General features: G+C 38.7%; 18 protein-coding genes and 6 pseudogenes. 13 read left to right on the forward strand and 11 right to left on the reverse strand.

What is annotated here, in order from left to right:
- Positions 1-7: 7 nt before the first annotated feature.
- Positions 8-154 carry a hypothetical protein gene (locus V3224_RS29700; RefSeq protein WP_442889740.1) on the reverse strand — a complete coding sequence of 49 codons (147 nt, stop codon included), beginning with the start codon at positions 152-154 and terminating at the stop codon, positions 8-10.
- Positions 155-625: 471 nt separating this feature from the next.
- On the opposite strand from V3224_RS29700, the gene fliE reads away from it, so the two are divergent.
- Entirely contained in the window at positions 626-937 is a 312-nt protein-coding gene (gene fliE, locus V3224_RS02500; protein WP_334468339.1) for a flagellar hook-basal body complex protein FliE, read from the forward strand.
- A gap of 1244 nt (positions 938-2181) precedes the next feature.
- Here fliE and fliT read toward each other — a convergent pair.
- The 3 genes from fliT to fliD (V3224_RS02515) all read right to left on the reverse strand — a co-directional run bounded on the left by fliT (position 2182) and on the right by fliD (V3224_RS02515) (position 3433).
- On the reverse strand, positions 2182-2379 hold the full coding sequence (gene fliT / locus V3224_RS02505) for a flagellar protein FliT (RefSeq protein WP_334468341.1): 198 nt from the start codon (positions 2377-2379) through the stop codon (positions 2182-2184).
- A 130-nt stretch (positions 2380-2509) separates the two neighbouring features.
- Complete coding sequence (gene fliS / locus V3224_RS02510) at positions 2510-2917, reverse strand: flagellar export chaperone FliS (RefSeq protein WP_334468342.1); 408 nt, start codon at positions 2915-2917, stop codon at positions 2510-2512.
- A gap of 3 nt (positions 2918-2920) precedes the next feature.
- Positions 2921-3433 carry a flagellar filament capping protein FliD gene (gene fliD / locus V3224_RS02515; RefSeq protein WP_334468742.1) on the reverse strand — a complete coding sequence of 171 codons (513 nt, stop codon included), beginning with the start codon at positions 3431-3433 and terminating at the stop codon, positions 2921-2923.
- Between the two features lie 62 nt (positions 3434-3495).
- Here fliD (V3224_RS02515) and V3224_RS02520 point away from each other — a divergent pair, with 62 nt between their 5' ends.
- Positions 3496-4368: an IS982 family transposase gene (locus tag V3224_RS02520; RefSeq protein ID WP_334467716.1), complete on the forward strand. Its 873-nt coding sequence runs from the start codon at positions 3496-3498 to the stop codon at positions 4366-4368.
- Here the strand turns inward: V3224_RS02520 and fliD (V3224_RS02525) are convergent.
- The gene (gene fliD, locus V3224_RS02525) at positions 4359-4766 is read right to left on the reverse strand and encodes a flagellar filament capping protein FliD (protein ID WP_334468344.1); all 408 of its coding nucleotides are present in this window, start codon (positions 4764-4766) and stop codon (positions 4359-4361) included. The two genes, V3224_RS02520 and fliD (V3224_RS02525), sit on opposite strands and share 10 nt — an antisense overlap.
- Complete coding sequence (locus V3224_RS02530; protein ID WP_334468346.1) at positions 4756-5349, reverse strand: flagellar cap protein FliD N-terminal domain-containing protein; 594 nt, start codon at positions 5347-5349, stop codon at positions 4756-4758. Before V3224_RS02530 ends, fliD (V3224_RS02525) begins: the two co-directional genes overlap by 11 nt.
- Before the next feature lie 193 nt (positions 5350-5542).
- Here V3224_RS02530 and V3224_RS02535 point away from each other — a divergent pair.
- The 4 genes and pseudogenes from V3224_RS02535 (at position 5543) to fliZ (ending at position 9535) form a co-directional block, all read left to right on the forward strand.
- Positions 5543-6771 (forward strand): annotated as a pseudogene (locus V3224_RS02535) (flagellin N-terminal helical domain-containing protein).
- Positions 6772-7159: 388 nt separating this feature from the next.
- Complete coding sequence (locus tag V3224_RS02540; RefSeq protein WP_334468348.1) at positions 7160-8134, forward strand: IS701 family transposase; 975 nt, start codon at positions 7160-7162, stop codon at positions 8132-8134.
- Between the two features lie 115 nt (positions 8135-8249).
- On the forward strand, positions 8250-8972 hold the full coding sequence (locus V3224_RS02545) for an RNA polymerase sigma factor FliA (protein WP_334468350.1): 723 nt from the start codon (positions 8250-8252) through the stop codon (positions 8970-8972).
- A 47-nt stretch (positions 8973-9019) separates the two neighbouring features.
- On the forward strand, positions 9020-9535 hold the full coding sequence (gene fliZ / locus V3224_RS02550; protein ID WP_334468352.1) for a flagella biosynthesis regulatory protein FliZ: 516 nt from the start codon (positions 9020-9022) through the stop codon (positions 9533-9535).
- 92 nt (positions 9536-9627) lie between these two features.
- Here fliZ and V3224_RS02555 read toward each other — a convergent pair.
- Positions 9628-9810, reverse strand: a pseudogene (locus V3224_RS02555) (hypothetical protein); the annotation flags it as partial.
- 147 nt (positions 9811-9957) lie between these two features.
- Here V3224_RS02555 and V3224_RS02560 point away from each other — a divergent pair.
- Entirely contained in the window at positions 9958-10830 is an 873-nt protein-coding gene (locus tag V3224_RS02560) for an IS982 family transposase (RefSeq protein ID WP_334467716.1), read from the forward strand.
- Between the two features lie 184 nt (positions 10831-11014).
- Here the strand turns inward: V3224_RS02560 and putA are convergent.
- Positions 11015-14831, reverse strand: a pseudogene (putA, locus tag V3224_RS02565) (trifunctional transcriptional regulator/proline dehydrogenase/L-glutamate gamma-semialdehyde dehydrogenase); the annotation flags it as partial.
- Between the two features lie 472 nt (positions 14832-15303).
- Between putA and putP the strand changes: the two are divergent.
- Together putP and V3224_RS02575 are read left to right on the forward strand one after the other, a co-directional pair.
- On the forward strand, positions 15304-16812 hold the full coding sequence (putP, locus tag V3224_RS02570; protein ID WP_334468354.1) for a sodium/proline symporter PutP: 1509 nt from the start codon (positions 15304-15306) through the stop codon (positions 16810-16812).
- A gap of 155 nt (positions 16813-16967) precedes the next feature.
- Positions 16968-17678 (forward strand): hypothetical protein, encoded by a 711-nt coding sequence (locus V3224_RS02575; protein WP_334468355.1) that lies wholly within the window; start codon positions 16968-16970, stop codon positions 17676-17678.
- Between the two features lie 78 nt (positions 17679-17756).
- Here V3224_RS02575 and cycA read toward each other — a convergent pair.
- Positions 17757-19145, reverse strand: a pseudogene (gene cycA, locus V3224_RS02580) (D-serine/D-alanine/glycine transporter).
- Positions 19146-19623: 478 nt separating this feature from the next.
- Here cycA and modA point away from each other — a divergent pair.
- From modA to modC, 3 genes and pseudogenes are all read left to right on the forward strand, one after another.
- Positions 19624-20397, forward strand: coding sequence for a molybdate ABC transporter substrate-binding protein (gene modA / locus V3224_RS02585; RefSeq protein WP_334468744.1), 774 nt, complete (start codon positions 19624-19626; stop codon positions 20395-20397).
- A 17-nt stretch (positions 20398-20414) separates the two neighbouring features.
- A pseudogene (modB, locus tag V3224_RS02590) lies at positions 20415-21106 on the forward strand (molybdate ABC transporter permease subunit).
- Entirely contained in the window at positions 21100-22164 is a 1065-nt protein-coding gene (modC, locus tag V3224_RS02595; protein ID WP_334468357.1) for a molybdenum ABC transporter ATP-binding protein ModC, read from the forward strand. The pseudogene modB and the gene modC overlap by 7 nt, the downstream one beginning before the upstream one ends.
- 67 nt (positions 22165-22231) lie before the next feature.
- On the opposite strand, the gene V3224_RS02600 is transcribed toward modC, so the two are convergent.
- Positions 22232-23050, reverse strand: coding sequence for a pyridoxal phosphatase (locus tag V3224_RS02600; protein WP_334468359.1), 819 nt, complete (start codon positions 23048-23050; stop codon positions 22232-22234).
- Positions 23051-24104: 1054 nt separating this feature from the next.
- Here V3224_RS02600 and V3224_RS02605 point away from each other — a divergent pair.
- Positions 24105-24662 (forward strand): annotated as a pseudogene (locus tag V3224_RS02605) (lytic polysaccharide monooxygenase).
- Between the two features lie 204 nt (positions 24663-24866).
- Here the strand turns inward: V3224_RS02605 and V3224_RS02610 are convergent.
- Complete coding sequence (locus V3224_RS02610) at positions 24867-25421, reverse strand: 3'-5' exonuclease (protein WP_334468360.1); 555 nt, start codon at positions 25419-25421, stop codon at positions 24867-24869.
- Between the last annotated feature and the right edge of the window lie 82 nt (positions 25422-25503).

The following is a 25503-nucleotide window of genomic DNA, read 5'->3' on the forward strand; positions in this document are numbered from 1 at the left end:
CGGTTCCCTATAGCCAAAACATAGCAGCTATGAAAAAAGTAATAGCCAAAGCACCGGCAACGATCAGCGGCACTTTAGGATCAGATTTTATTTTTTCGAAAATGGTACTTAATCCCTTGAGCGGATTTGCTCCATTCGTATTTATGGCATTCATAAACAATCCTTGCCTTCTTGTTCTTGATCAAGATTTATAACGTGGCGTAACAAAGTGGCTTCCCCATACTGATAAAGTATTTCCAGTTTCATCCTGCTATTATCGTTTTTTGCCCTCGGTTTAATGGCCGAAATAGACTTTTAGTTCGACGCTAATTGTTGGTTTTGATTTATTTAGCTTGTGATAGGGTTGTTTTCCGATTAGTGCCAAAAGATGAATCAATACGATGGCACGACTTAGAGAAAATTACACGAGTTTCGCACAGGCCTATAAAATTCTAGAAATGGCTTGAAAGTAATGATTAATCTGCAAGTTACTGAAATGCATAAATTCACTTAATTTACAATAAGTTATATTTAATTTATAAGGTTTTATCTATTTACATATTATGCTGAATTAAACTTAAAAATAGAGCGTTTTTTTATTGGTGCGAAACTCGTGAATTATTGGAAAAAATAGGTTGAGGTTTTTATGTCAATTCCGGCTATTCAGTCTGTTATTGCGCAAATAACAACAAAAATGGTTAGCATCAATAATAGCCAACTGGCAGCGGCACCCCAAACTGGTTTTGCCAGCCATTTATTAAATGCGGTAGCTAAAATTAATCAGACACGGGTCAACGCCAGCCAGAAAGCCCAGGCATTAACGTTGGAAACTCCCGGGGTTGAGCTCAATGATGTGATGGTCGATCTGCAAAAGGCCAGTTTATCACTGCAGTTTGGCATTCAGGTGAGAAATAAGTTAGTTGGCGCCTATCAGGAAATCATGAATATGCCGGTTTAGATGGGTATTTATTAATACTAAGCCACCAATCAGTGGCTATTTTTTATTATATGGTGCTAATAAATACTATTATAAATAATAGCAACGGAATTACTGGTTGATAAAAGCGAACGATTGTAATCTATTATCACTAGTAATTAAATTTTCAAGCTGGAAATATCAAATTCAATTTGCTAATTAGAAAATGAAAAATTTATTTGATATTAACCAGCAGTTGCCTTTAATCAACGATTAGTGGTTATTTTTATCTTGAACCGATTGTTTAGATGAAAAATAGCAGTAGTATTCATCTGGATTAGCAGCCGGACAGCATACATTACCGGGCCGTGTTGGTGTAATGTTTGGATTTAATTGGCAGCCGTGATCGGTAAAAAGATCAGTAGAAACTGATTCACTTGAAAATAAACAAAAAATCACTACCGGGCAAAAAATTTTAATCAAAGTATTCATATCGACTTAGGTTGTTGATAATTGGTATAATTATTTTATGTTGATAATTATATATTTCAATCTTTTTTGTAAAAAATTAGTCATGTTGTTTATAAGATAATGTTACCAGTATTTAATATCGGCATCTTGCTAGCTGGCGACAAATATTTCTGCCAATAGCGTAAGTAAAGTTGAATTTTCAATTAACATTTTTTAGCGTTATTTATCTGCTGGTCTTTAATAATGATCAGCTAAAATTATAAATAAAAAATTTGGGGGTTGTTGTTTATGGTAACTGATTAAATTTAAAGATAATTATATTAATATTAATCTTTGCTGGAAAAAAACTTTTTGAACTTATAAATCGTGTTGCGTATTTTCTTTATTAAAATATGACAGACAATAAATTAAATAATTATTAATAAAATAAACAATTATGATGGTTTAAACTGCCTGCTAAGCATAATTACAGCGCAAAAATGTAATAAAACTTTAAATCATCAGCCAATATCAACCATAAAAGAACCTATTATTCAGGAGAATAAATTATAGCAACAAGCAAAGGAGATTTTTGGAGTAAGCAAGGGGCATTTGGGCTTAACTATTTGCTAAACTGCCAATCCAAAAGCATGCCGATTTATTATTTCCCACAGTAAAATATGTATCATTTACCTACTCTGGTATTATGTTTTGACCGCTTATAGCGGTCTTTTTTTGTTTTATACAGATAAAATTGACCCTTGTTGAGTGAATAAAACTGGCTCAATATTGATGATTAGCTTAATAATAAAGTTGATAATTTAAGTCACATAAACTTATTGTTCGACTGGATTATAATAGCATTCCAGCTGTTGCTGTTGAGCGGTCTGTCTAATAAAGGTTGTCAGTTGATGCACTCTGCTATGCATTAATTGCCGAATTTCACTTTCTTCACGCAATATTTTTTGCAACATTTTGGGTAATTTATGCTGTAAAGGCTCAGGCAATCCGGCAATGGGGTCTAACGCCGTCACCTAGCCAACCGCTTGGCGATAATCCGGTTCTACAATTAATAGTTCCTCCCACTGCGCTTGTTGTGCCAGCATTAACATTTGCTGACTAATCGTCAGCAAATGATGGTAAGCAGGCAAAAAGATCTGTTGCTCACTGTTCATTAGATTGTGTTGCCGGATCGTTAAGTTGTGCCCATGTGTCTGCCGAGTCAGTCAATAATTTAATTACCTGTTGAATTCTGTCAACATCATTATAAAGATTGGCATATAGCAACTGGCGGATCATATAGTCATACAGTAACGAGATATTTTCAGCAATTTCACCGCCATGCTCTAGATCAACGCCACTATTTAATCCCTCATTAATAATAGCAATCGCTTTTGAGATAGCACGGCTTTTTTGCTGAATATTATTTTGTTCAATATAAATTACCGCCCGTTTTAAGGCACTCAAGGCACCATCAAATAAAATTTGTACTAGCTGATAAGGGGAAGCATTTAAAACCTGGCTTTCTATATCAACCTGAGTATATAAAGTTTCAGCTGCTGATGTATTCATAATTTATTTCGTCAGTAAGGCTATTAAAGAGTTGCTGCTTTGTTTCATCTCGCTGATGGCTTTATCCATGGCAATAAATTTGTCCCGCTGAGTTTTAAGTTTGGTTTCAATATTCTTTTGCGCACTTTCCATTTTTTTATTGAGTATTTTTATCTGTTTATTCAGTGACTCTGTGGTGAGATGTAGTGGGCCTTCCAGGGTATCCAGCGTCTTTTTAAGATAATTAAAGGTTTCAGTGGCAAAACCGGTTTTTTCACCATCGCCCATAAAAAATTGTTTAACTTTCGCCGGGTTATCCTTTAGCGTTTTATCCAGTTTTTTATCATCAATAGTGAGTTTGCCTTCATGATTAAAGCCGATACCAAAATGGTTCAAATGATTCATATCCGGCAGATTTTGCACATTTAATGTCAAATTTTTCACTTGCGAGAAGCTCATTGCTGAACTGCGATCGTTTAATAACCTGAGTTCGGGATAAGAAATAAAGAGAAAGTCTTGATATTCAAATAGTTGAATGAGCCTGTTTTGTTAAAATACTCTAACAGTCTGGTTAAAGAGTAGAGCATTGTTAAACAATTATGGAAAATCTTACTGAACTTTATTGCCTGATGGATGATTTTTGCAAAGACTTCGAGCCAAAAATGCATGAATATTTGCTGACTAACGGTACTAAGCGTCGTAGACGGTCTACTCAGCTTTCGTTGGCGGAAATGATGACACTGGTTGTGTTGTTTCATCAACTCCGATTCAGGCAATTCAAGGTATTTTATCTCTATTATGTCCGCTTATATCTCCGGAAGGAATTTCCTAACTTGCCATCCTATTCACGCTGTGTAGAGTTACTTCCGCGTAGTGCCTTAGCGTTAACGGCACTGTTTGAGTCAATTAAGGGAAAATGCACGGGGCTATCGGTTGCCGATTCTACTCCGATAGCGGTGTGTGATAACTTACGGATCCGCAGACATAAAGTCTTCAATGGGATAGCTGAACGGGGAAAAAATTCAACAGGTTGGTTCTTTGGTTTCAAGCTTCATGTAATTATCAATCATTTGGGGGAAATACTCAGTTTTCGACTCACACCAGGAAACACCGATGATCGGAAACCATTGCCTGAGCTGACAAAGGATCTTTCTGGTTGTTTGTACGCAGATAAAGGGTATTTATCGGCTTCACTGAAACAGCAACTCAAAACGATGGGAATTAGCCTTATAACGAATATCAAGAAGAAAATGAAGCCTATTAAACAGACTTGTTTCGACAAAGCCATCTTGCGTCATCGTTCTGTCATTGAAACGGTATTTGATGAGTTAAAAAATCTTTGTCAAATAGAGCATACGCGACATCGCTCTCCGGCTAACTTTGTAGTGAATTTATTAGGCGGACTGGTTGCATATTGTTTAATGCCATCTAAACCAAAGATACCTGTTGCAGGTACGTATCTTCAAGTATAATTGATAATGCTTATCCCGAACTCAGGTTTTAATAGTACGCCATTATTGGCAGAAGGCGCTTCACCTAATTTGGTTGGCTCATATTTGGTTTGTGTTTTGTAAAAGCTATGCAGATTATTGTAAGCATCAACCCAGTTTTTGATCGCCTTTTTAGTCGGTTCGATATCGCGAGCTACAGTGACGGTTTCTGATATTAATCCGCCAGCTTTATCTTTTTCTGCCGTTTTAACCAGGGTAAATGTGATCCCTTCGGGCGCGTCTTTAATTTCATTACTACTGTGCTCAATTTCGATACCATTAATGGTAACTTTAGCATTTTCAGCAGCAACGGTTGGTTGCATTTGGCTACTATTTAGGATCTTATTTAGCTCGCTATCACCTTTAACTTCAATCTCCATCGCCCAATCGGTGCCGGTTTTTTTTGAAGTGAGTACTAAATTGGTGTTCCCCCTCTTTTATTTTCACCAGGCTGGCACTGACATTGCTATCGGTTTTATTGATGGCATCGCGGATTTCAATCAGTGATGTTTGCTGCTCGCTTAATTTAATTTCCAGCGGTTGTTTTTCACTGTTTTGCTTGATAACTAATATCCGCTCTTGGCCTGCCGCAACAGGGCCAGCCAATTTTTTCTTTACATCATCAACCTTAGTGGTGGCTAACGATTGGGCCTGCGCCAGTTGCTCAACTTTCACTTCATAATTACCAGCCACTGCTTTTTCGTTGCTGGTAACAGTTACCGTGTTATGATTTTTACTGACTGAAGTGGTACTAATTTTATCAAACTTCATTAATGATTCAGCGGCTTGTTGTAATTTATCCAACTGAGCCCGCAATGAACCATAAGCACTGATCTTTTGATTATATTTTTGTTGCTTCTGTTTTAACGGCCGTAATCTTTGATTTTCATTGGCCTCTATACTCTCTAGCCATTGATCAATTGGCATGCCTGATCCTACACCCAACGAAGTCATGTTTGACATGATTTTTCCCTATCCTATTTGATTAGTTAAACCTGATTACCATGATTATCGGCCTCAGCTAATAGAAGTTAAATAATCAGGCCAAATTAATTTGTTGCCACAAAAAATTAAAGTATCAAACCGCTGTGACGATAATCAAAACAGCCAAACGTTTTGGCCAATTAAAAAGTTAAATTTAAATAAAGGAATTATTATGGCTCTGGTTATCAATACCAATATGTTTGCGTTAAATGCGCAAAAAGCATTAAATAAAACCCAAAATAACTTGGGCACCACTATCCAACGTCTATCTACTGGCCTGCGCATTAACAGTGCCAAAGACGATGCGGCCGGCATGTCAATTGCCAATGGCATGACCTCTAACATTATGGGTATGAAACAGGCGACGCGTAACGCCAATGATGGTATCTCGTTAGCACAAACCGCCGAAGGGTCGTTGTCACAGGTGAATGATAACTTGCAGGCGATTCGTAATTTAGCGGTGCAGGCCAGTAACGGTACTAACTCAAACAAAGATATTGCGACGCTGCAAGCTGAAGCAGCACAGCGTATAGAGGAAATTGGCCGTATTATTAACCAAGCCGAATTTAACGGCAATAAAACATTAGATACTAATGGCACGATAATGCTGCAAACGGGTGCCAACCATGGTGAACAAATTGGGGTAAATGTAACGGCAACCACTATCGCTAATCTAGATATTAAAGATATTGATTTAAATGTATTCGCAGTAACTGCGTCATCGGGAACAGCAGCGACAATGCAGTATAACTCAACTGCAGCAACAGCAGCTGGACTTGATGCCGATCTAACTTTCACCGGAAATACTGCCACAGGTGTCTTGGATGCAACTAAGGTTACAATAACTAATGCTGGTGCTTCTGGTCTTACGGTAGGTAATGCATTAAGCTCAGGGTATGAGTTGCATCAAAAGCTGGATAATGTGGGTGCTGCGGTTGCTGATCAATATGTATTGAAAACGACTGCAGGCGACGTTTACGAGGTGACTTTAGCAGCGGATGCTAGTGGTGCTGATAAAGAAGTGGGTATCACAGTTGGTACTAAAATCAACACTAGCCATGCCGGTACTGTAGGTACGGCCTTACCAGGTGGCCAAGGTACAGGTCAAGGTGCAGGTTCGGTAACACCGGATCAAGTTTTTGCAAAACTTGATAAAGCCTTGGATGATGTCTCTGCTAAACGTAGCCAATGGGGTGCCATACAGAGCCGGTTGGAATCAGCGGTTGAGAATTTAACAATACAGTTAACAACCTATCTGCTGCCCGTAGCCGTATTTTGGATGCCGATTTTGCCGAAGAAGTGTCTAACTTAAGTAATGCCCAAATCTTGCAACAAGCGTGCACTACAGTATTGGCAATGGCTAATCAGTCTAACCAGTCAGTGCTTTCTTTACTGCGTTAATAGTTTAATTAGTCATTATTTTGGTAATATTTTGCAGGCCGGCTTTTGCCGGCCTGTATTATAAAATAGGCTAAGATATTATCGCCATCACTGTTAAAATCAATAATTATTAATAGCAATTAATTGTAATATGGTGTGATCGTCGCAAGCTATCCTGCCTGATTCACTGACATCCCTCCTGACGGCACCATCCTCAAGCAACAAAGTATTGCCCTAAATGGCGATCAATTAGCCTAAGTCAATGCTTTTGACACTGGCCATAATTTGCCGCTAGGTTCCGTGTTCGGTTAATTGAGGTGGTTAAAAATAATAGATAAGTCACGAGTTTCGCAATCTCCAAAAAAGAAGTATAAATTTAAAAACAAGAAAAAATCAGGGTGTTCATATTTTGTCGGGTTATCCATGTATTAAAGATATCTATAAAACATTCTTACAAGTAAGCAGTTTAAGATACTCTGGTTTAGCGTTATCAGAAGTAAGCCCATCGCCTTTATCTCATAACACTGTTAGCCGATGGCTAAAAAGTAGATGTTTTAGACCTAAAGACCTATGGCGATTAGTTGAACCTTCTATAGACAAAAAAAGCCCTTGCGTACTAATTGCCGATGATACATTGATTGCCAAAACACGTAGTAAAAAAATAGAGATGGTCCATTATCAATATTCAGGTAATGAACATGATGTTATTGCTGGCATAGGTTTAGTTAATTTGCTTTGGCATGATCTGACGAAGGTTGAGTCAATTCCTATCAATTATCTTATTTATGATAAAGATTCTGATGGAAAAACAAAAAACACGCACTTTTCCGAAATGCTCACTCTTGCTAAAAAAAGAGGGATCATGCCAGAAGCCGTAGTGATGGATGCTTGGTATTCTAGCCTGGATAACCTGAAATCAATTCGCTCTCATGGTTGGATCTGGGTAACCACGCTGAGGAAAAATAGGATTGTTAACCATAACAAACAACTGAACAAGTTAGACATCTCAGAAGAAGGAACGTCAATACACTTGCGAGGATATGGTTGGGTAACCGTTTTCAAATTTACAGCCAAAAACGGCCGTATTGATTACATAGTAACAAACAAAGAGAATCCCACCCGTCAATACCTCAAATCTATCATGGATGCCCGTTGGTCTGTTGAAGTTTATCATCGAGAAGTTAAACAAAACTGTGGTATTGAACGCTGTCAGGCTCGCACGAGCCGAGCGCAAAGAAATCATATTTTTCTCGCTATTTCTGCGTGGTTTGAACAACATAAACGTCGTATATCTGAAAAAATAACCCTTTATCAACAAAATTGGGACGTAATCAAAAGTGCTATTACTGAGCAAATCCGTGTTTTATTAGCGTACCCAAATTAGTTTTGTGCGAAACTCGTGTAAGTAAAAAAAACCCGTTTTATAGCACTATTTACGCCATTATTTGCCGCCTCAATTTCGGATAATAAGCGCCTGTTATCAATGACAGGTGCTTACGGTGAACGATCTCTACACCCAGGATGGGATAATTGAAAAAGATGTACTATTGGAGCGCTATCTTCCTTTAGTACGTCATGAAGCATTAAAACTGCAAGTGAGATTACCTGCTAGCGTGCAACTGGATGATTTAATTCAGGCTGGCGGTATTGGTTTGTTCGATGCGATCGAGCGATTTGATATGACGCAAGGTACCGCTTTTGCTACTTATGCCGTGCAACGGGTGCGTGGCGCGATGTTAGATGCATTACGCGCCCGCGATTGGGTGCCGCGTAGTGTGCGCCGCCTGGCGCGGGAAGCGGCCAAAGTGATGCAGCAGCTTGAGCAAGCGCTAGGCCGACCGGCGAGCGAGCAGGAGATTGCTGATAAGTTGCACATCGGTCTGTCAGAGTATCAGCAGTTATTGCAGGATAGCAACAATAGTCAATTATGCTCTTATGATGAGTGGCATGAAGTGCATGGTGAGAGCTGTGAACTGATTATTGAGGTTGACGACGAGCGAAATCCGCTGCAAACTTTAATAGCAACTGATATTCGCAAAAATATTATAAAGGCGATAGAATGTTTGCCTGAAAGGGAAAAAATGGTTTTGACGCTCTATTATCAAGAAGATCTGAACCTGAAGGAGATAGGCGCGGTGTTGAATGTCGGGGAATCCCGCGTCAGCCAGCTACATAGCCAGGCGATAAAACGGCTACGAGCGCGCTTAAATCCAGATAAATAATATTTTTTATTTTTTTGTTTACGATTTACACACAGGGCTTATCTAATATGTCTGTTTCTAACCAAAAGAAGCGGCCGCTGAGCCGTTATATTAAAGACTATAAACATAGTCAAATTCACTGCGCACACTGTAACAAAACCCTTGATCGGATTTCATTGGTGTTTAATGATCAAATTCTGAATAAAGAAGCGATTTCAGCGATGACCGAGCTGGTTGATGGGCAAGCTTGGGCCGAGTTACAGCATAAATTTACCGCGTTATGTCGTTTTTGTAGTGAAATCTATTGTAATAGTGATACTGGCTATTTTGATATTATGTCGTTTAAACAGTATCTGTTTAATGAGACTGAAATGAGCCATAGTACCGTACGTGAATATGTGGTGCGGCTGCGTCGACTGGATGAGTTGTTAAGTGAAATACAATTTCCGCTCGCTGAATTGGAGATTGAAAAAATTCAGGCTCAGATGCAGGATAAAATGACCGACTCTGCCTTTAGTAATTACAATATTGCGTTGCGTAAATATGAGCAATTCCTAGACTGGCAGGCAGATCACTCAGCATAAGGTTGCTATGGATAGAAACTAAATTATTTCACAGTTATTAGATAAATAAAGCCTTAGCAAATCGCTAAGGCTTTATTGTTGGCAATGAACAATTATTCTAGTGTCATTAAACTGGCATTGCCGCCGGCCGCCGCAGTATTGACACTGACAGCTCGTTCATGGACTAAACGCTCAAGGAATAAATGCTGGTCTCCGGATCGATATCCTTGCACGGAAATAATTGGCCCGTCACGTTCAGCCACTGCTTGACAAACAGTTTGTAACTGACACGAGTTTCGCACCAATAAATAAACGCTCTATCTTTAACCTGAGTTCGGGATAAGAAATAAAGAGAAAGTCTTGATATTCAAATAGTTGAATGAGCCTGTTTTGTTAAAATACTCTAACAGTCTGGTTAAAGAGTAGAGCATTGTTAAACAATTATGGAAAATCTTACTGAACTTTATTGCCTGATGGATGATTTTTGCAAAGACTTCGAGCCAAAAATGCATGAATATTTGCTGACTAACGGTACTAAGCGTCGTAGACGGTCTACTCAGCTTTCGTTGGCGGAAATGATGACACTGGTTGTGTTGTTTCATCAACTCCGATTCAGGCAATTCAAGGTATTTTATCTCTATTATGTCCGCTTATATCTCCGGAAGGAATTTCCTAACTTGCCATCCTATTCACGCTGTGTAGAGTTACTTCCGCGTAGTGCCTTAGCGTTAACGGCACTGTTTGAGTCAATTAAGGGAAAATGCACGGGGCTATCGGTTGCCGATTCTACTCCGATAGCGGTGTGTGATAACTTACGGATCCGCAGACATAAAGTCTTCAATGGGATAGCTGAACGGGGAAAAAATTCAACAGGTTGGTTCTTTGGTTTCAAGCTTCATGTAATTATCAATCATTTGGGGGAAATACTCAGTTTTCGACTCACACCAGGAAACACCGATGATCGGAAACCATTGCCTGAGCTGACAAAGGATCTTTCTGGTTGTTTGTACGCAGATAAAGGGTATTTATCGGCTTCACTGAAACAGCAACTCAAAACGATGGGAATTAGCCTTATAACGAATATCAAGAAGAAAATGAAGCCTATTAAACAGACTTGTTTCGACAAAGCCATCTTGCGTCATCGTTCTGTCATTGAAACGGTATTTGATGAGTTAAAAAATCTTTGTCAAATAGAGCATACGCGACATCGCTCTCCGGCTAACTTTGTAGTGAATTTATTAGGCGGACTGGTTGCATATTGTTTAATGCCATCTAAACCAAAGATACCTGTTGCAGGTACGTATCTTCAAGTATAATTGATAATGCTTATCCCGAACTCAGGTTATCTTTAAGTTTAATTCAGCATAATATATAAATAGATAAAACCTTATAAATCAAAAGCAACTTATTGTAATTTAATAAAATTTATGTATTTTAGTAACTTGAAGATTAATCATCGATTTTAAGCCATTTCTAGTATTTTATACGCCTGTGCGAAACTCGTGACTGATTGCGATCGCCATGAAAAATAACCCCATCAAATTGGCAGTCGGTTAGTTGCCAATTATCAGCTAGCCTGATCATCTGGTTGACTAAAGCAGGCAACTCTGCCTGCAATTGCTGCTGGATGGCATTTTGGCCATAGCACCTGACATCCCATCGCTAACACTGCTGCAAGCTGGATGACTGCATCCGCTTCTGTTTCCGCCAGACACAAAATCCGCCCGCGTGGCACTAGCCTATAACTATTATGCTCTCCGGTTGGGCCGGGCAGCTGATGGCAGATGCCGGTTGCGGTCAATGGCTGATAGAGGTCAATAACCGCAGCAACAGTTGCATGATGGAGATTTTTTACCCAATCACAGAAGGCAGCAAAGGGCGTTAATGGCTGCAATGATGGTTGGCCATGTTTAACTGGATAGCGATTATCTGGTGGCGTAAACAGTTTATCCATGATGGTAGCTGGCCTTTGGCTGAGCAATCGATAGAGATAAAGTGGGCCACCGGCTTTTGGCCCGGTACCCGATAGTCCTTCTCCGCCAAATGGTTGTACCCCAACTACCGCAACGACCATATTGCGGTTAACGTAAATATTACCTACTTTGGCCGTCTGGCAAACGTCGGCGATAGTTTCATCAATACGGCTATGCAGCCCTAAAGTTAAGCCATAACCTGAGTCATTAATTTGTTTGATCAGGCTGGTTAGTTGATGGCGCTTAAAGCGTAAAATATGTAGTACCGGGCCAAAAATTTCATTTTTCAGTTCATTAAAATGGTCAATTTCAATTAAGGTGGGTCGGACAAAAGTGCCTTGTTGCCATTGATTATCATGCTGTTGGCTAGTTTGCTCAGCCTGATACAGGGTTTTCCTTGCTTGACGCATCTGGGCAATGTGCTGTTCGATATTCTGCTGTGCTTCGCTATCAATGACCGGGCCAATATCGGTTGCCAGCTGGCTAGGATCACCGATTCGGTATTCGGCTATCGCGCCTTTTAACATCGACAGTGTGCGTTCAGCGACCTCTTCCTGGATACAAATAATACGTAGGGCAGAGCAGCGTTGACCGGCACTATCGAAGGCTGAAATGATAACGTCATTGACAACTTGCTCCGTCAATGCGGATGAATCAACAATCATGGCATTTAAGCCGCCGGTTTCGGCTATCAGTGGAATGGGCTGTTGCTGAGCATTGAGTCGGCCGGCAAGATTATGCTGGATCAGTTTGGCCACCTGGGTTGAACCGGTAAACATCACACCGTCCGTCCGCTTGTCACTGATCAGTTTGCTACCCACTCGCTCGCCGCTACCGGGCAGCAGCTGGAGAACATCGCGGGGAATGCCCGCCTGGTGCAGTAACTCAACCGCTAGCATGGCAATAATCGGTGTTTGCTCTGCCGGTTTGGCCAATACGCTATTACCGCTCGCTAAAGCGGCAGCGATTTGGCCGCTAAAAATCGCCAGTGGGAAATTCCACGGACTAATGCAAACCACCAAACCACCACACCCAGTGGCGAATAGCTTTCATTATTGAAATTTTCACTGATCTGTACGGCGTAGTAACGCAAAAAATCGATCGCTTCGCGCACTTCAGCAATGGCATTACTAAAGGTTTTGCCGGCTTCACGGATCAATACGCCAATTAAACGGGAGAATTGCTGCTCCATCAGGCTAGCCGCTTGTTGCAAAATGGCCGCTCGTTCTATGACGGGAAAGTAGCTGCGTCGGTAGCAATTTCCAACGCATGCTCGACGTCGGTTAGACTTGCTTCATGGACATAGCCGACGATATCGTCAAAATTAGCCGGATTAGTGATCGGCTGTCGGGCTGAAATTTCAGCCGGCGAGGGCGGTTCTCCTGCCAGTAAAGGTTTAACCTGATAACAGAGAGGGGTGGTCAGTAGGGTCTGCGCCAGTGCCGCCAGGTGATGTTCGTTAGTCAAATCAATACCAATAGCATTGAGGCGCTTGCTGCCATATAGCGCACGAGGCAGAGGGATTTGTGGATGTGGCAAACCCAGTTGGCCTGCCGTTTTAGCCGCCACCAGCACTTGTTGCACTGGATCGGCTACCAGTTTATCTAATGGAATATTAGGATCGGCAATCTGATTAACGAATGACGTATTTGCGCCATTTTCCAGTAAGCGGCGCACAAGGTAAGCCAACAAGGTTTGATGACTACCGACTGGCGCATAAATACGACAGGGACGATTAAGTTTACCTTCGGCGATGGCGCCGACAACTTGTTGATATAGCTCTTCGCCCATGCCATGTAAACATTGAAATTCATATTGGCCAGGATAATAATTTTCACCAGCCATATAATAAATCGTGGCTAAGGTATGGGCGTTATGGGTGGCAAATTGGGGGTAAATCAAATTGGGCACCGACAGCAATTTACGCGCACAAGCCAGATAACTGATATCAGTATAAATTTTTCTGCTATAGACCGGGTAACCTTCAAGACCATCTATTTGCGCGCGTTTAATTTCACTATCCCAATAAGCGCCTTTTACCAGTCGGATCATCAAACGGTGCTGACTGCGTTGCGCTAAATCGATAATTTCATCGATAACATAGGGGCAGAGTTTTTGATATGCCTGAATGACAAAGCCAATTCCATCCCAGCCGGCTAGTTGCGGTTCGAAGCACAGCTTTTCTAACAGATCTAGGGAAATTTCCAATCTATCGGCTTCTTCAGCATCAATATTAATGCCAATATTGTAATGACCTGCTTGTAAGGTTAATGTTAACAGACGAGGGTAAAGCTCAGACACCACCCGTTCATATTGAGTCCGGCAATATCTTGCATGGAGGGCAGACAGTTTAATGGAAATTCCGGCACTGGCATAAATGCTTTTGCCGTCGGAAGCTTTACCAATAGCATCAATCGCTTGTTGATAAGCAGCCATGTAGCTTTTGGCATCTTCATCGATTAAGGCCGCTTCACCTAACATATCATACGAGTAGCTAAAACCTTCATTTTCCATTTTATGCGCATTACTTAGTGCTTTTGTGATGGTTTCACCAGTGACAAATTGTTCACCCATTAGCCGCATTGCCATATTCACAGCTTGACGAATAATGGGTTCACCACTTTTACTAATGATCCGGTTAAGAGCACTAGTCAGTTTAGTTTCATGATGGCTGGCAACTAATTTGCCCGTAATTAGCAAACCCCAGGTGGTGGCATTAACAAATAATGATGAACTCTGTCCAATATGTGACTGCCAGTCACCACCACTAATTTTGTCGCGGATCAATATGTCACGGGTAGCGTTATCGGGGATGCGCAGCAGTGCTTCAGCCAGGCACATAAGCGCAATCCCTTCTTGCGACGAGAGAGAAAATTGTTGTAATAGACTCTGGACTAAACCAGAACGGCCAACACTCTTTTTTTGCTGACGTAGATTTTTTGCTAGCTGATAGGCTAGTTGATAAGCCGCTTGTGTCTCAGTTTCTGGTAGCTGTGCCTGTTGCACTAATAGAGGTAATAGCTGTGTTTCAGGTAATCGATAGGCTGCAGTGATTGCTGAGCGTTTTGCGGATTGAGGTAAAATATGCTGTGCAAAATTTAAAAAGGAGGGCTTTCCTGTTTTAGGGCATATTGCGATGTCACTAGATGAATTTTCTTTTTCATTAACTTTGGTAGCCGGGAATTGAACCATAGTTTCCTCATTATCAAAGTGTCTAAGATAATTAAATATTGCCTGTCCTGTTAACTAATCGATCTAAGCTCCAGGTGTTGTAAAGTTGTTTCAATACCTTCTCTGGTTACTTTATCAACAGAAAGAATGACTGCAGTTATGCGGCGACTCATTCTTATTCTTTTGCTGATTGTTAGAAGTCGGTAATTTAACAATATCCTTTATGTTTTAATTTGGTGCAATATTGTTAACTAATGAAAGTGTGAGAAATGTGAAATAAATCTATTTTTGTATTAATTAAAATAGATTTTATTATAAGTATTGTTATATCTTGCTGAAACATAAATAAAAAAATATTAAATTAATTAATGTTATAATTATTTAACTAAGTATATCACCAAACAAATTAACATTTGTGGCTAGTTTTCTGATTATTGGCCCAATAACTATTAATTTTTTGTTATTTTATGGTTTATTTATTGAGTTGATTATATTTTCATCAAAATAAAATTTCAAGAAGAATAGGAAAATAAAAAGTCAGTTTATGCGTTAAAAATAAGTCTAATTTTCGTTAATTCAAAATTATAACTTACATGCCTGCATACTAACAAAACTAAAAAAGAGAAAAACGATGGAGAGGGACAGATGACATTAAGCTACCCAATGATAATTATGTTTGTGATTTATATTTTTGTGATGTTGTTAATCGGTTTTTGGGCCTATCGTTCAACAACCAGTTTTGATGATTACATTTTAGGCGGACGTCGTTTAGGTGGGGTAGTAACGGCGCTTTCTGCTGGTGCATCAGATATGAGTGGTTGGTTATTAATGGGATTACCGGGCGCTATTTTTCTAAGCGGAATAGCGGAAAGCTGGATTGCGATCGGATTATCTTTAGGCGCTTATTTAAATTGGCGATTAGTCGCTGGGCGATTACGCGTGCAAACCGAAAATAATCATAATTCGCTGACATTACCTGACTATTTTACCAGCCGCTTTGAAGATAAAAGTAAAATGTTGCGTATTGTTTCGGCCTTGGTGATCTTGGTTTTTTTTACTATCTATTGTGCTTCCGGTGTGGTTGCCGGCGGATTACTGTTTGAAAATACTTTTGGCATAAGCTATCAGCAAGCGATGTGGCTAGGTGCATTAGCCACCATTATTTATACTTTTTTGGGCGGTTTTCTAGCCGTTAGCTGGACGGATACGGTACAAGCTACTTTGATGATTTTTGCCTTATTATTAACACCAATCATGGTGATCTTTGCTGTCGGTGGCTTGGACAGCGCGGTAACATTCATTAACAATAAAGATCCCGCATATCTAGATATGTTTAAAGGATTAAATTTTATTGCCATTATCTCTTTATTGGGATGGGGCTTAGGCTACTTTGGTCAACCGCATATATTAGCACGTTTTATGGCAGCTGAATCAGCGCAAACCATTAAGCGGGCACGGCGTATTAGTATGACCTGGATGGTACTCTGTTTAGCAGGCACGATTGCGGTTGGTTTTTTTGCCATTGCTTATTTTGATCTGCATCCTGCCGTTGCCGGTGCGGTTATGGCTAATCCTGAGCGGGTATTTATGGAATTAGCCATTATTTTATTTAATCCTTGGCTGGCCGGGATATTGTTATCAGCCATTTTAGCTGCTGTGATGAGTACCTTAAGTTGTCAATTATTGGTTTGTGCCAGTGCGTTGACTGAAGATCTCTATAAACCGTTTATCAGACCTAAAGCTCGCCAGCGAGAGTTAGTTTGGGTTGGTCGTGCCATAGTGTTAGTGGTGGCTGCAATGGCTATTTTTATTGCTCGTGATCCCAATAATAAAGTATTGGTTTTAGTTAGCAACGCCTGGGCAGGCTTTGGCGCGGCCTTTGGTCCAGTGATCTTGATTTCTGTCTTGTGGCAACGTATGAATCGCTATGGTGCTTTAGCCGGTATGTTGGTCGGTGCTTTAACGGTATTGATATGGATGCAATATAAGTGGTTTGGTTTATATGAAATTATTCCCGGTTTTATTTTTGCCTCAATCGCCATTGTTGTCGTTAGCCTGTTAACTACCGCACCTAGCCAGAGCGCCGTGAAACGCTTTATTAAAGCGGAAGCGAATATAAAGCCAGCCAATAACACGCTAACGACTGCTGATTGATCCACCGATTAATCAGCAGCCATTTTATTATTTAATCTGAGATTTGTTCACTATTTGGTTTAGTAGATTATTTTTATTTTAGGTGGTTTTGTTATATTAATTAATAATGAAATTATTGATATTTGTTGTTTTTGGGATGGTTGAAATAACAAATTATGTGTATAGGTAATATTAATTCTATTAGTCAATGTTATAGAAAAGTCAAGAGTAATATTAATCATGCTATCATCGATAAGCTAAAGGGTGTTTGTAATCAATCGGTTGAATTTTTTTTTGCAGATGAGCATAGCAAGCAAGAAGGAGTAAAATCATCTATTACTTTATTGTGCTCAGAAATAAAAAAAAGAATAGATAATAGTAATATTTATTATTACGAAGATAAAGAGGTTAACGCTAATATTGTACCAGGAATAAGTGCTAAAGAATTGCAGAATCTTAATGCTGTATCTGATGCCAGATTATATAAACATCTTATTCAAAGTTTGTATATGAAGGATTGTAATATGGAATTTTTTGATATATATGACAGTAAATCTGCTGAACAATATAATATACATCAATTAGATAAATATGCTGGTAAAAATGATTTCATCACAATTCTTGATACATTAGCCTATTTATATTTATCGTTAGAAGGTGATTTTTATGATAATAAATTGATTATGTGGAAAGATATGGAGTATGTATTCGAGAAAAATAATTTTTTTATAGATAAATTATCTCAATACCCTGAAACCAGAGCTAAAGAATATGAAAAATATAAAAATGAAATACACTATATGATACATGATGTATTAGAGAAATGGCCTACAATTTCTGATATGTTAGCCAATAACGGAAAAAGTGTTCACTATCTATTTAGATGATTTAATGCTAAGAGTTAATATAACCAGGTAAAATGAATAAAATGGTGGAGTAAACCACCATGTTTAGTTTAATTAGTATCAAGTTTTACGATTTTTAGCGATTTGATAACCAATTAGCAATATTACAAACCAAATGGGTACCGCTAGTAGCGCCTGGCGAGTATCTTTTTCTAAGGTTAGCAATATTAAAACGAACACAAAAAATAGTAGGCAAACCCAAGACATAACAATGCCAGCTGGCATTTTATAAATCGAAGTTTGATGGCGATGCGGTTGTTTTTTGCGATAAGCTAGATAAGCACACAGGATCATACTCCAGATAAACATAAAAAGGATCGCAGCTACGGTGGTGATCAGTACAAAAACCCGCATAACATCGGGAATAAAATAGATCAATACCACTGCCATACTAAGGCAACAGCAGGTAAAAAATAATCCCTTAACTGGCACTGCTTTATTGGATAATTGACTAAATTGGCTTGGGGCATTGGCTTCCTTGGCTAGCCCAAATAACGTCCGGGCTGGTGGAAAAGACGCCACTATTGGTAGAGGAAGCGGCTGAAGTCAGCACCACAAAGTTGACAATACTGGCCGCAGCCGGTACACCAATTAAGACAAACAATTCGACGAATGGGCTTTTATCGGCAGCAATCTCATGCCAAGGGGTGACTGACATAATAACCACTAAAGAAAGGATATAAAAGGCGATAAATCTAAACGGAATGGCACTGATCGCTCTTGGTAACACGCGATTTGGATCGCGCGTTTCGGCAGCCGTGGCGCCAACGATTTCAATACCAACAAAAGAGAAGATGGCTAATTGGAAACCGGCAAAAAAACCGTTAATGCCCATGGGAAAGATTCCATCATTCCACAGGTGACTGAAGGATGCAATATGACCGGTAGGCGTTTTGAAGCCGATAATCACTAATATTACGCCAATCAAAATAAGAAAGACAATGGCAATGATTTTGATAATCGCAAACCAAAATTCTGTTTCACCAAATAATGAAACCGAGACCAGATTAGGGTTAATAACAAGAGTATGCAAAGTAATGAAGTCAGCCAGGGCGGAAAATCAGGTGCCCAGTAACCAATATAGGCAGTAATAGCAACAATTTCTGCGATTGCGGTGATTACCCAACAAAACCAATAAGTCCAGCCAACGAAAAAGCCGGCCCATGGGCCTAAAAGTTCAGCACAAAAATCACTAAAGGATTTATAATTTAAATTGGAAAGGAGTAGTTCCCCCATGGCCCTCATTACGAAAAATAAAACAAAGCCGATAATTAGATAAATAATAATAAGCGACGGGCCAGCTAAAGAGATAGCTTTGCCTGAGCCCATAAATAATCCTGTGCCTATGGCACCACCTATAGCAATCAGTTGAATATGGCGATTTTGTAAACCTCGTTTGAGTTGTCCTTGATCTATGTTTGTTGCCGATGATAATGGTTTGTCGTTCATAGATTGTCAAATGTTGTTTTATTTTATTCAGCAAGGGTTAGCGGGTTATTATTTTTAAAATATCATTATTTAACTTATGGTGACACAATTATAGCAGGGTGGAAGATAATACTGATTTAATTGGCTAGGCTTCTAATAATTAATTGCCAATTTTTTATATTCTTTAATAAATAAAATTTGTATAAATAACTTTATTTAAATGATAAGCAAAATAACGGTTTTTTATCAGCTAATTCCAGCCATTGAAATTTTAAGCTGATTTTTTTTATTAACTATCAAGATGATATAATTATTTTTATTTTGTTGTTAATTATCTTTTAACAACAGATGTTTAGCAATTGTTATACCGCTCATTTATTCCGTTTACCACTGTTTTTAACTAACTAGGACAATTTAATTTTATCGATATCATACGGCTTTCATTATTCGTTATATCCTGATATATATAACGATAAAAATAATGAAAAAGGTATCAATGATGAAAAAATATATTGCCAAAATAGTGGCAGCGGTTGCACTTTTTTTGTTGGTCATTGGCCAAAATTGGGCAGCGGAGAATAAAGTGACCGTTTTTGCTGCCGCATCGTTAACCAATGCCTTAAATGATATTGTAACGCAATATGAAAAGGATCATAATACTAAAATTATTGCCGCTTATTCTTCCTCCTCAACGTTAGCCAGACAAATTGAACAGGGTGCTCCGGCCGATATTTTTATCTCTGCTGACCAACAATGGATGGATTATGTGCAACAGAAACAACTTATGGTTAATGCCAGTCGCCATACTTTGTTAGGTAATAATTTAGTTCTTATTGCGCCAATAAATTCAACACTAAAACCAATCACAATTAGCCAAAAAACTGATTGGCGCACACTTGCCAATGGTGAACGAATTGCTGTCGGTGATCCTGATCATGTCCCGGTTGGTATCTATGCTAAACAGGCACTAGTTGCTTTAGGCGCCTGGAAAACCGTTGATACAATGTTAGCCAGAACCAATAATGTTCGCAGTGGTATGGCATTAGTTGAGTTGAATGAAGCACCATTAGGCATAGTGTATGGCTCTGATGTGGGGGTGAGTAAAAAGGTTAAAGTAGTTGGCATATTTCCAGAGAACAGTTATAACGCTATCGAATACCCGATGGCGATTGTCAAAAATCATCAGACTAATCAGGTTAACGATTTTTTTGCCTATTTAAAAACGCCGGCCGCAGCGGCAATATTTAAACATTATGGTTTTAGGCCATTATAGGAAATTAATTTTTGCAGATGCTAAGTGAATATGAGTGGCAAGCTATTATTTTAAGCTTAAAAGTATCGAGTGTTGCGGTATTGGTGAGTCTGCCTTTAGGAATATTAATGGCCTGGATCTTGGTGCGTTGTCATTTTTCGGGCAAAACATTACTCGATAGTCTGATCCATTTACCGCTAGTATTACCGCCAGTAGTGGTAGGTTATCTCCTTTTACTGTCATTTGGTCGCCATGGGGCAATAGGTGAATGGCTATACGATTGGTTTGGATTTAGTTTTACTTTTAGTTGGCGAGGTGCCGCTTTAGCTTCTGCCATCATCGCTTTTCCATTGTTGGTTAGAGCAATAAGATTAGCATTGGAGGGGGGTTGATAGACGCCTTGAGCAGGCCGCCCGAACCTTAGGCGCTAATCCATTACGGGTTTTTTTACCATCACCTTACCGCTTATCTTACCGGGAATTATTGTCGGTATGGTTTTGGCTTTTGCTCGTTCATTAGGTGAATTTGGTGCCACGATTACCTTTGTTTCTAATATTCCAGGTGAAACCAAACCATTCCATTAGCCATGTATACTCTAATTGAAACACCATGCGCAGAAATAGCCGCGGCTCGTTTGTGTATTATTGCTATCATCTTAGCCTTGCTGTCGTTACTTTTTTCTGAATGGTTAACTCGTTGTAGCAGAAAACGCTTGGGGGCAATGTGTTAGCTTTGCGTCTGCAACAGCAGCTAGGGGATTTATCTCTCTATGCTGATACCACACTTTCGACTCAAGGCATCACCGCTATTTTTGGCGTTTCCGGTGTTGGCAAAACCTCCCTGATAAACCTGATAGGTGGGCTTACCAAACCTGATAAAGGACAGATTATTTTTAATGATCGGGTTTTAGTCGATACGGATAAAGGTCTGTTTGTACCACCAGAAAGGCGTAAAATGGGTTATGTTTTTCAAGATGCGCGCCTGTTTCCACATTATATCGTCAAAGGTAATTTGCAATATGGCATGTCTGGCGCAATGAAATTACACTTTGATGATATTGTTCAATTGCTCGGTATTGAAACATTATTGCCGCGCTTGCCAGCTATGTTGTCAGGTGGCGAAAAACAACGAGTGGCTATTGGCCGCGCATTATTAACCGCGCCTGAATTATTACTAATGGATGAGCCATTAGCTTCGTTAGATTTACCACGCAAAAGAGAGTTACTTCCCTATTTGGAAAAGTTATCGCAAGATATCCAAATCCCTATTCTCTATGTCAGTCATAATCTGGATGAAATAGTCCGGTTGGCTGATAATGTAATTGTTATGTCAGCAGGTAAAATTGAAGCAGTCGCGCCATTAGCTGATATTTGGTCAAGCAGTATTTTCCGTCCCTGGCTACAAGCTGATGCATTAAGTAGTATCTTAAATGTTAAGGTGATCGAGCATCATAGCCTTTATACCATGTCATCGGTTGCTATATCGGATCAACGATTGGGGCTTCCCCAGTTGCAATTTCAATTAGGTCAATCGGTTCGGAGCCGTATTGATGCTGCAGACGTTTCTTTAACCTTACATAAGTCAATGCAAACGACGATTCGTAATATATTAAGAGTTAAAGTAGTGGAGTGCATTGATGACATCGAGCAAGTAGATGTTAAGTTAGCAATAGATAGCCACTTTATCTGGGCCAGGATCACGCGTTGGGCAAGAGATGAGCTAGAAATAAAGCCGGGTAAATGGGTTTATGCCCAAATCAAGAGTCTATCGCTAACTCGGCGGCTTTAATTCTAATGATGATGCAATATTTGCTAACAAAGATTGTTAGTCAGTTGTGCAAATAGCTTTACAGCCTTTATAACACATATTTTTCGATCACTTGAGCGATCCCTGGCGCGCTATTTTGATCGGTAATTATATCAGCATGTTTTTTCACCTCATCACAGCTATTACCCATTGCAACGCCGAGGCCTGCGGCAGTCAGCATGCTGACATCATTGAAATTATCACCAAAAGCTATCACATCTTTCATCGTCAAACCTTGTGATTCGACCCAACGTTGTAAACGCAAACCTTTGCTATTGCCTTTTTTAGCAATATCAACTTGATCAAACCATGACCACTCACAAGCAAGCTCCAGCTCTTGTTGAATAGTTTGGCTAAAAGTACGTAATTTTTCGATATCAGGCGTACAAGTGGCAAATTTCCAAATAGCCGTAAGCTGTTGGATTGCTGTATTAAAATCGTCAATTTTATGGATATTCGGACGTTGATTTTCAGGTAAAGAATCTGCCCATTTCAATGTTCGTTCAATAGCATCATTATGTTGTTGATATAGCATGGCGTCATCAACATACATCAAGTGGTTGATATCGGTACCTTGTAAATAGGCAACTACCTTAGTCGCTTCTGCTGCTGATAACGGATCCGATTCCAGCACTTTTTTAGCATGATAGTCATAGAGATAAGTACCATTGCAACAAATTGCCGGCGTATCTAAATTCAGTGCTTGATAAAATGGGTGAATAGCAACGTGATGGCGGCCGGTAGCAATAATAACTTTGATCCCTTGGCGACGAGCTTGGTTTATAGCTGCTAAAGATTGTGGCAAGATCTGTTTTTGTGGATCCAATAGGGTACCATCGAGATCTAAAGCGATGACGCGATATGACATAAATCAGCCTCATTAAATAGTGATATAGCATTTAATCTAGCTAGTAATTTTAAACAATGTAACTTAGTAAATTATTTATTTTACAGGTGCAAACCGATAAATTTTTCCAAATCTAATCATATCGAATAATAGACGTTAACTAAACCAGAAAAAATAAATAATTACCCTAGGGGACAATAAACTAGCAACATAATTGAATATTAATAAGCAGCAAAATTTTTGGCCCGTTGAGTTAATAAATGGACATTTTTTTTAATTTAATGTCAATGTTGTTAATTTTAAATCGATATTTATTGCCTTTTTTAACAATAAATGCTTCTATCTGAACAGCGTATTTTAATATTAGTATTTAAATTTATTATGCTGATGGTTGTTAATTTTAACTGATATTTTGGTTAGATGATAAATTAGATATTAATTTATTATATTTTATAAAAATGGATTATTTATGAATTAAAATTCTTATTATTATTAAATATAACGTTAGAATAATTTAACTAAGATTTGCTGAAATTATATTTATATCCTATTTAATATATTATTTTATTTGTTATTTGATGGTCATAATTTTTTACATAAAGGCCAATATATTAATTTTTTATTTTATTTATATTTAACCTGAGTTCGGGATAAGGAATATAAATTTTTTCATTATATATTCAATTACTTAAATTAAAATTATTACATAAAACAGTGCTAAATTTTGGCTTTTTTCATGATTTTAGCAGAGAAAATAGCTTATTTTTTAACCTACAACCAACTAAAAATATTCCTTTTTTTATCATTTTATTGATTTTAAAAGGTTTTTATTGATAAATGAGCTATTTTTATTTTCTCATAACTAACGCTTATCCCGAACTCAGGTTATATTTAAGTGAAATGTTTTTTTAAGCAAAAAATAGATTAATTAAATTGATATTTTAGTTTTATCGGCATAATAATTTAGCCTGCTGTAAGTAATGTTATATAAAAATAGTGTTAATTATTAAAAGTAGAAATTATTTAAGGGATGTATTAAATGAAAAGTAAATTACTATTAGCTCCGTTAGCACTCATGTGTGCTGCCAATATTGCAACTGCATCTGCAAAACCGGAACCACAGCATGGTTTTATTTTTGAACCTAAGAGCCGGGCAGTTTTATGTTGGATACATGAAAATAATAATTGTGGCGCTGTTGAATATGATCCTATGTCTATTGAAGGGCCGAAAGGTTTTCCGCAAGGCGGTGCTCGTGATGGTAAGATAGCCAGTGGTGATAATTCATCATTTTATAAACTCAACGAACAAAGTGTTGATCGCTGAAAAAAAGTACCGCTAACTTCAGGCAAAAACACCTTTCGTTGGTCGCTAACTCAGGCACACAGAACAGAAAAATGGGAGTTTTTTATTACTAAACAGGATTGGAATCCCAATGCACCATTAACCCGTGCCTCTTTTGATTTAAAACCATTCTGTGAGCGTTTTGACGGTGGTGAGATGCCAGCTAAAGATCAGATTTATTTTGATGTTCCACAACGCACTGGTTATCAAGTTATTTTAGGTGTTTGGTCAATTGGTGATACGGCAAATGCTTTTTATCAAGTTGTCGATGTGGATATGCAAGCTAAATAATATTAATAGTCATTTTTAGTGTGTGAAGTAACCAATATTATAATTTCAAATCAGATTTGCAAACTTTTGTATTATGCAATATTTACTATTATTAATTGCTAGCTATTTCTACTTAGCTAGCTTTTATCAAATAATTTAGTGTAATGTGAGTTTATTGGTATTTGATATTAATCATTGGTAATTTTCATTAGCAGGAATAAATTTTCACCCCTCATGTTGGATAATTTTTTGCCAAATATTGGCAACATGGTTCACTTGATAAAGCGCATTATCTTGCGTTTTAACCATTGACAGCTCACTTTGTAGATTAAAGCCAAGGTTCATTCCCATATCGATAATAGTGTGTACATCACGATCATTACCGACATGCCAAAAAGGGGTTAAATTTGATCTTTCATAAGCGCCTCTTAAGACAAAATTAGCGCTTTTCCCCCAGACTTTTAAACCATCCATTCGTTCTTGTGCATTTTCGCGCGCCCAGAAATGTAATTCACGCAGAACATTATCAATTAGCGGTAAACTTTTTTTGGCAATCGTTGCTCGAGCTTCATTAGATTGGCATAACCACCATTTTATGGTTTCGCCATTAACTGTTCCACCGGCAGACATTGATGAAGAGAGATCGACAGCTTGATAAAAGGCAGCACCGGTTTCACCGGTTGTTGGATCAAAAAAAACCGCACCGATTGCTACAATGGCGGCGCAACTGCCCATGCCCATGGTTTCTAAGTCTACCATTAAATTTTCGCGGGGTTTCATTACTATTCCTTAACTTTTTGTTAACACTTAATGGTGTTAATCTGCTCATCCTGATATTTTCGGTTTATTATTTTAAAATTTT

This window comes from Arsenophonus sp. PmNCSU2021_1 (genome assembly GCF_036919435.1).
In the GTDB taxonomy this organism is placed as follows: Bacteria; Pseudomonadota; Gammaproteobacteria; order Enterobacterales; family Enterobacteriaceae; genus Arsenophonus; species Arsenophonus nilaparvatae.

Bases quoted from the DNA above. Each gene is read 5' to 3' on its own strand.
- V3224_RS29700 (WP_442889740.1), bottom strand. From the start codon at position 154: ATGAATGCCATAAATACGAATGGAGCAAATCCGCTCAAGGGATTAAGT.
- V3224_RS02530 (WP_334468346.1), bottom strand. From the start codon at position 5,349: ATGTCAAACATGACTTCGTTGGGTGTAGGATCAGGCATGCCAATTGAT.
- V3224_RS02600 (WP_334468359.1), bottom strand. From the start codon at position 23,050: ATGTCATATCGCGTCATCGCTTTAGATCTCGATGGTACCCTATTGGAT.
- modA (WP_334468744.1), top strand. From the start codon at position 19,624: ATGAAAAAATATATTGCCAAAATAGTGGCAGCGGTTGCACTTTTTTTG.
- fliS (WP_334468342.1), bottom strand. From the start codon at position 2,917: ATGAATACATCAGCAGCTGAAACTTTATATACTCAGGTTGATATAGAA.
- V3224_RS02520 (WP_334467716.1), top strand. From the start codon at position 3,496: ATGGAAAATCTTACTGAACTTTATTGCCTGATGGATGATTTTTGCAAA.
- V3224_RS02575 (WP_334468355.1), top strand. From the start codon at position 16,968: ATGTGTATAGGTAATATTAATTCTATTAGTCAATGTTATAGAAAAGTC.
- V3224_RS02560 (WP_334467716.1), top strand. From the start codon at position 9,958: ATGGAAAATCTTACTGAACTTTATTGCCTGATGGATGATTTTTGCAAA.
- fliE (WP_334468339.1), top strand. From the start codon at position 626: ATGTCAATTCCGGCTATTCAGTCTGTTATTGCGCAAATAACAACAAAA.
- V3224_RS02610 (WP_334468360.1), bottom strand. From the start codon at position 25,421: ATGAAACCCCGCGAAAATTTAATGGTAGACTTAGAAACCATGGGCATG.
- fliD (WP_334468344.1), bottom strand. From the start codon at position 4,766: ATGGAGATTGAAGTTAAAGGTGATAGCGAGCTAAATAAGATCCTAAAT.
- putP (WP_334468354.1), top strand. From the start codon at position 15,304: ATGACATTAAGCTACCCAATGATAATTATGTTTGTGATTTATATTTTT.
- fliZ (WP_334468352.1), top strand. From the start codon at position 9,020: ATGTCTGTTTCTAACCAAAAGAAGCGGCCGCTGAGCCGTTATATTAAA.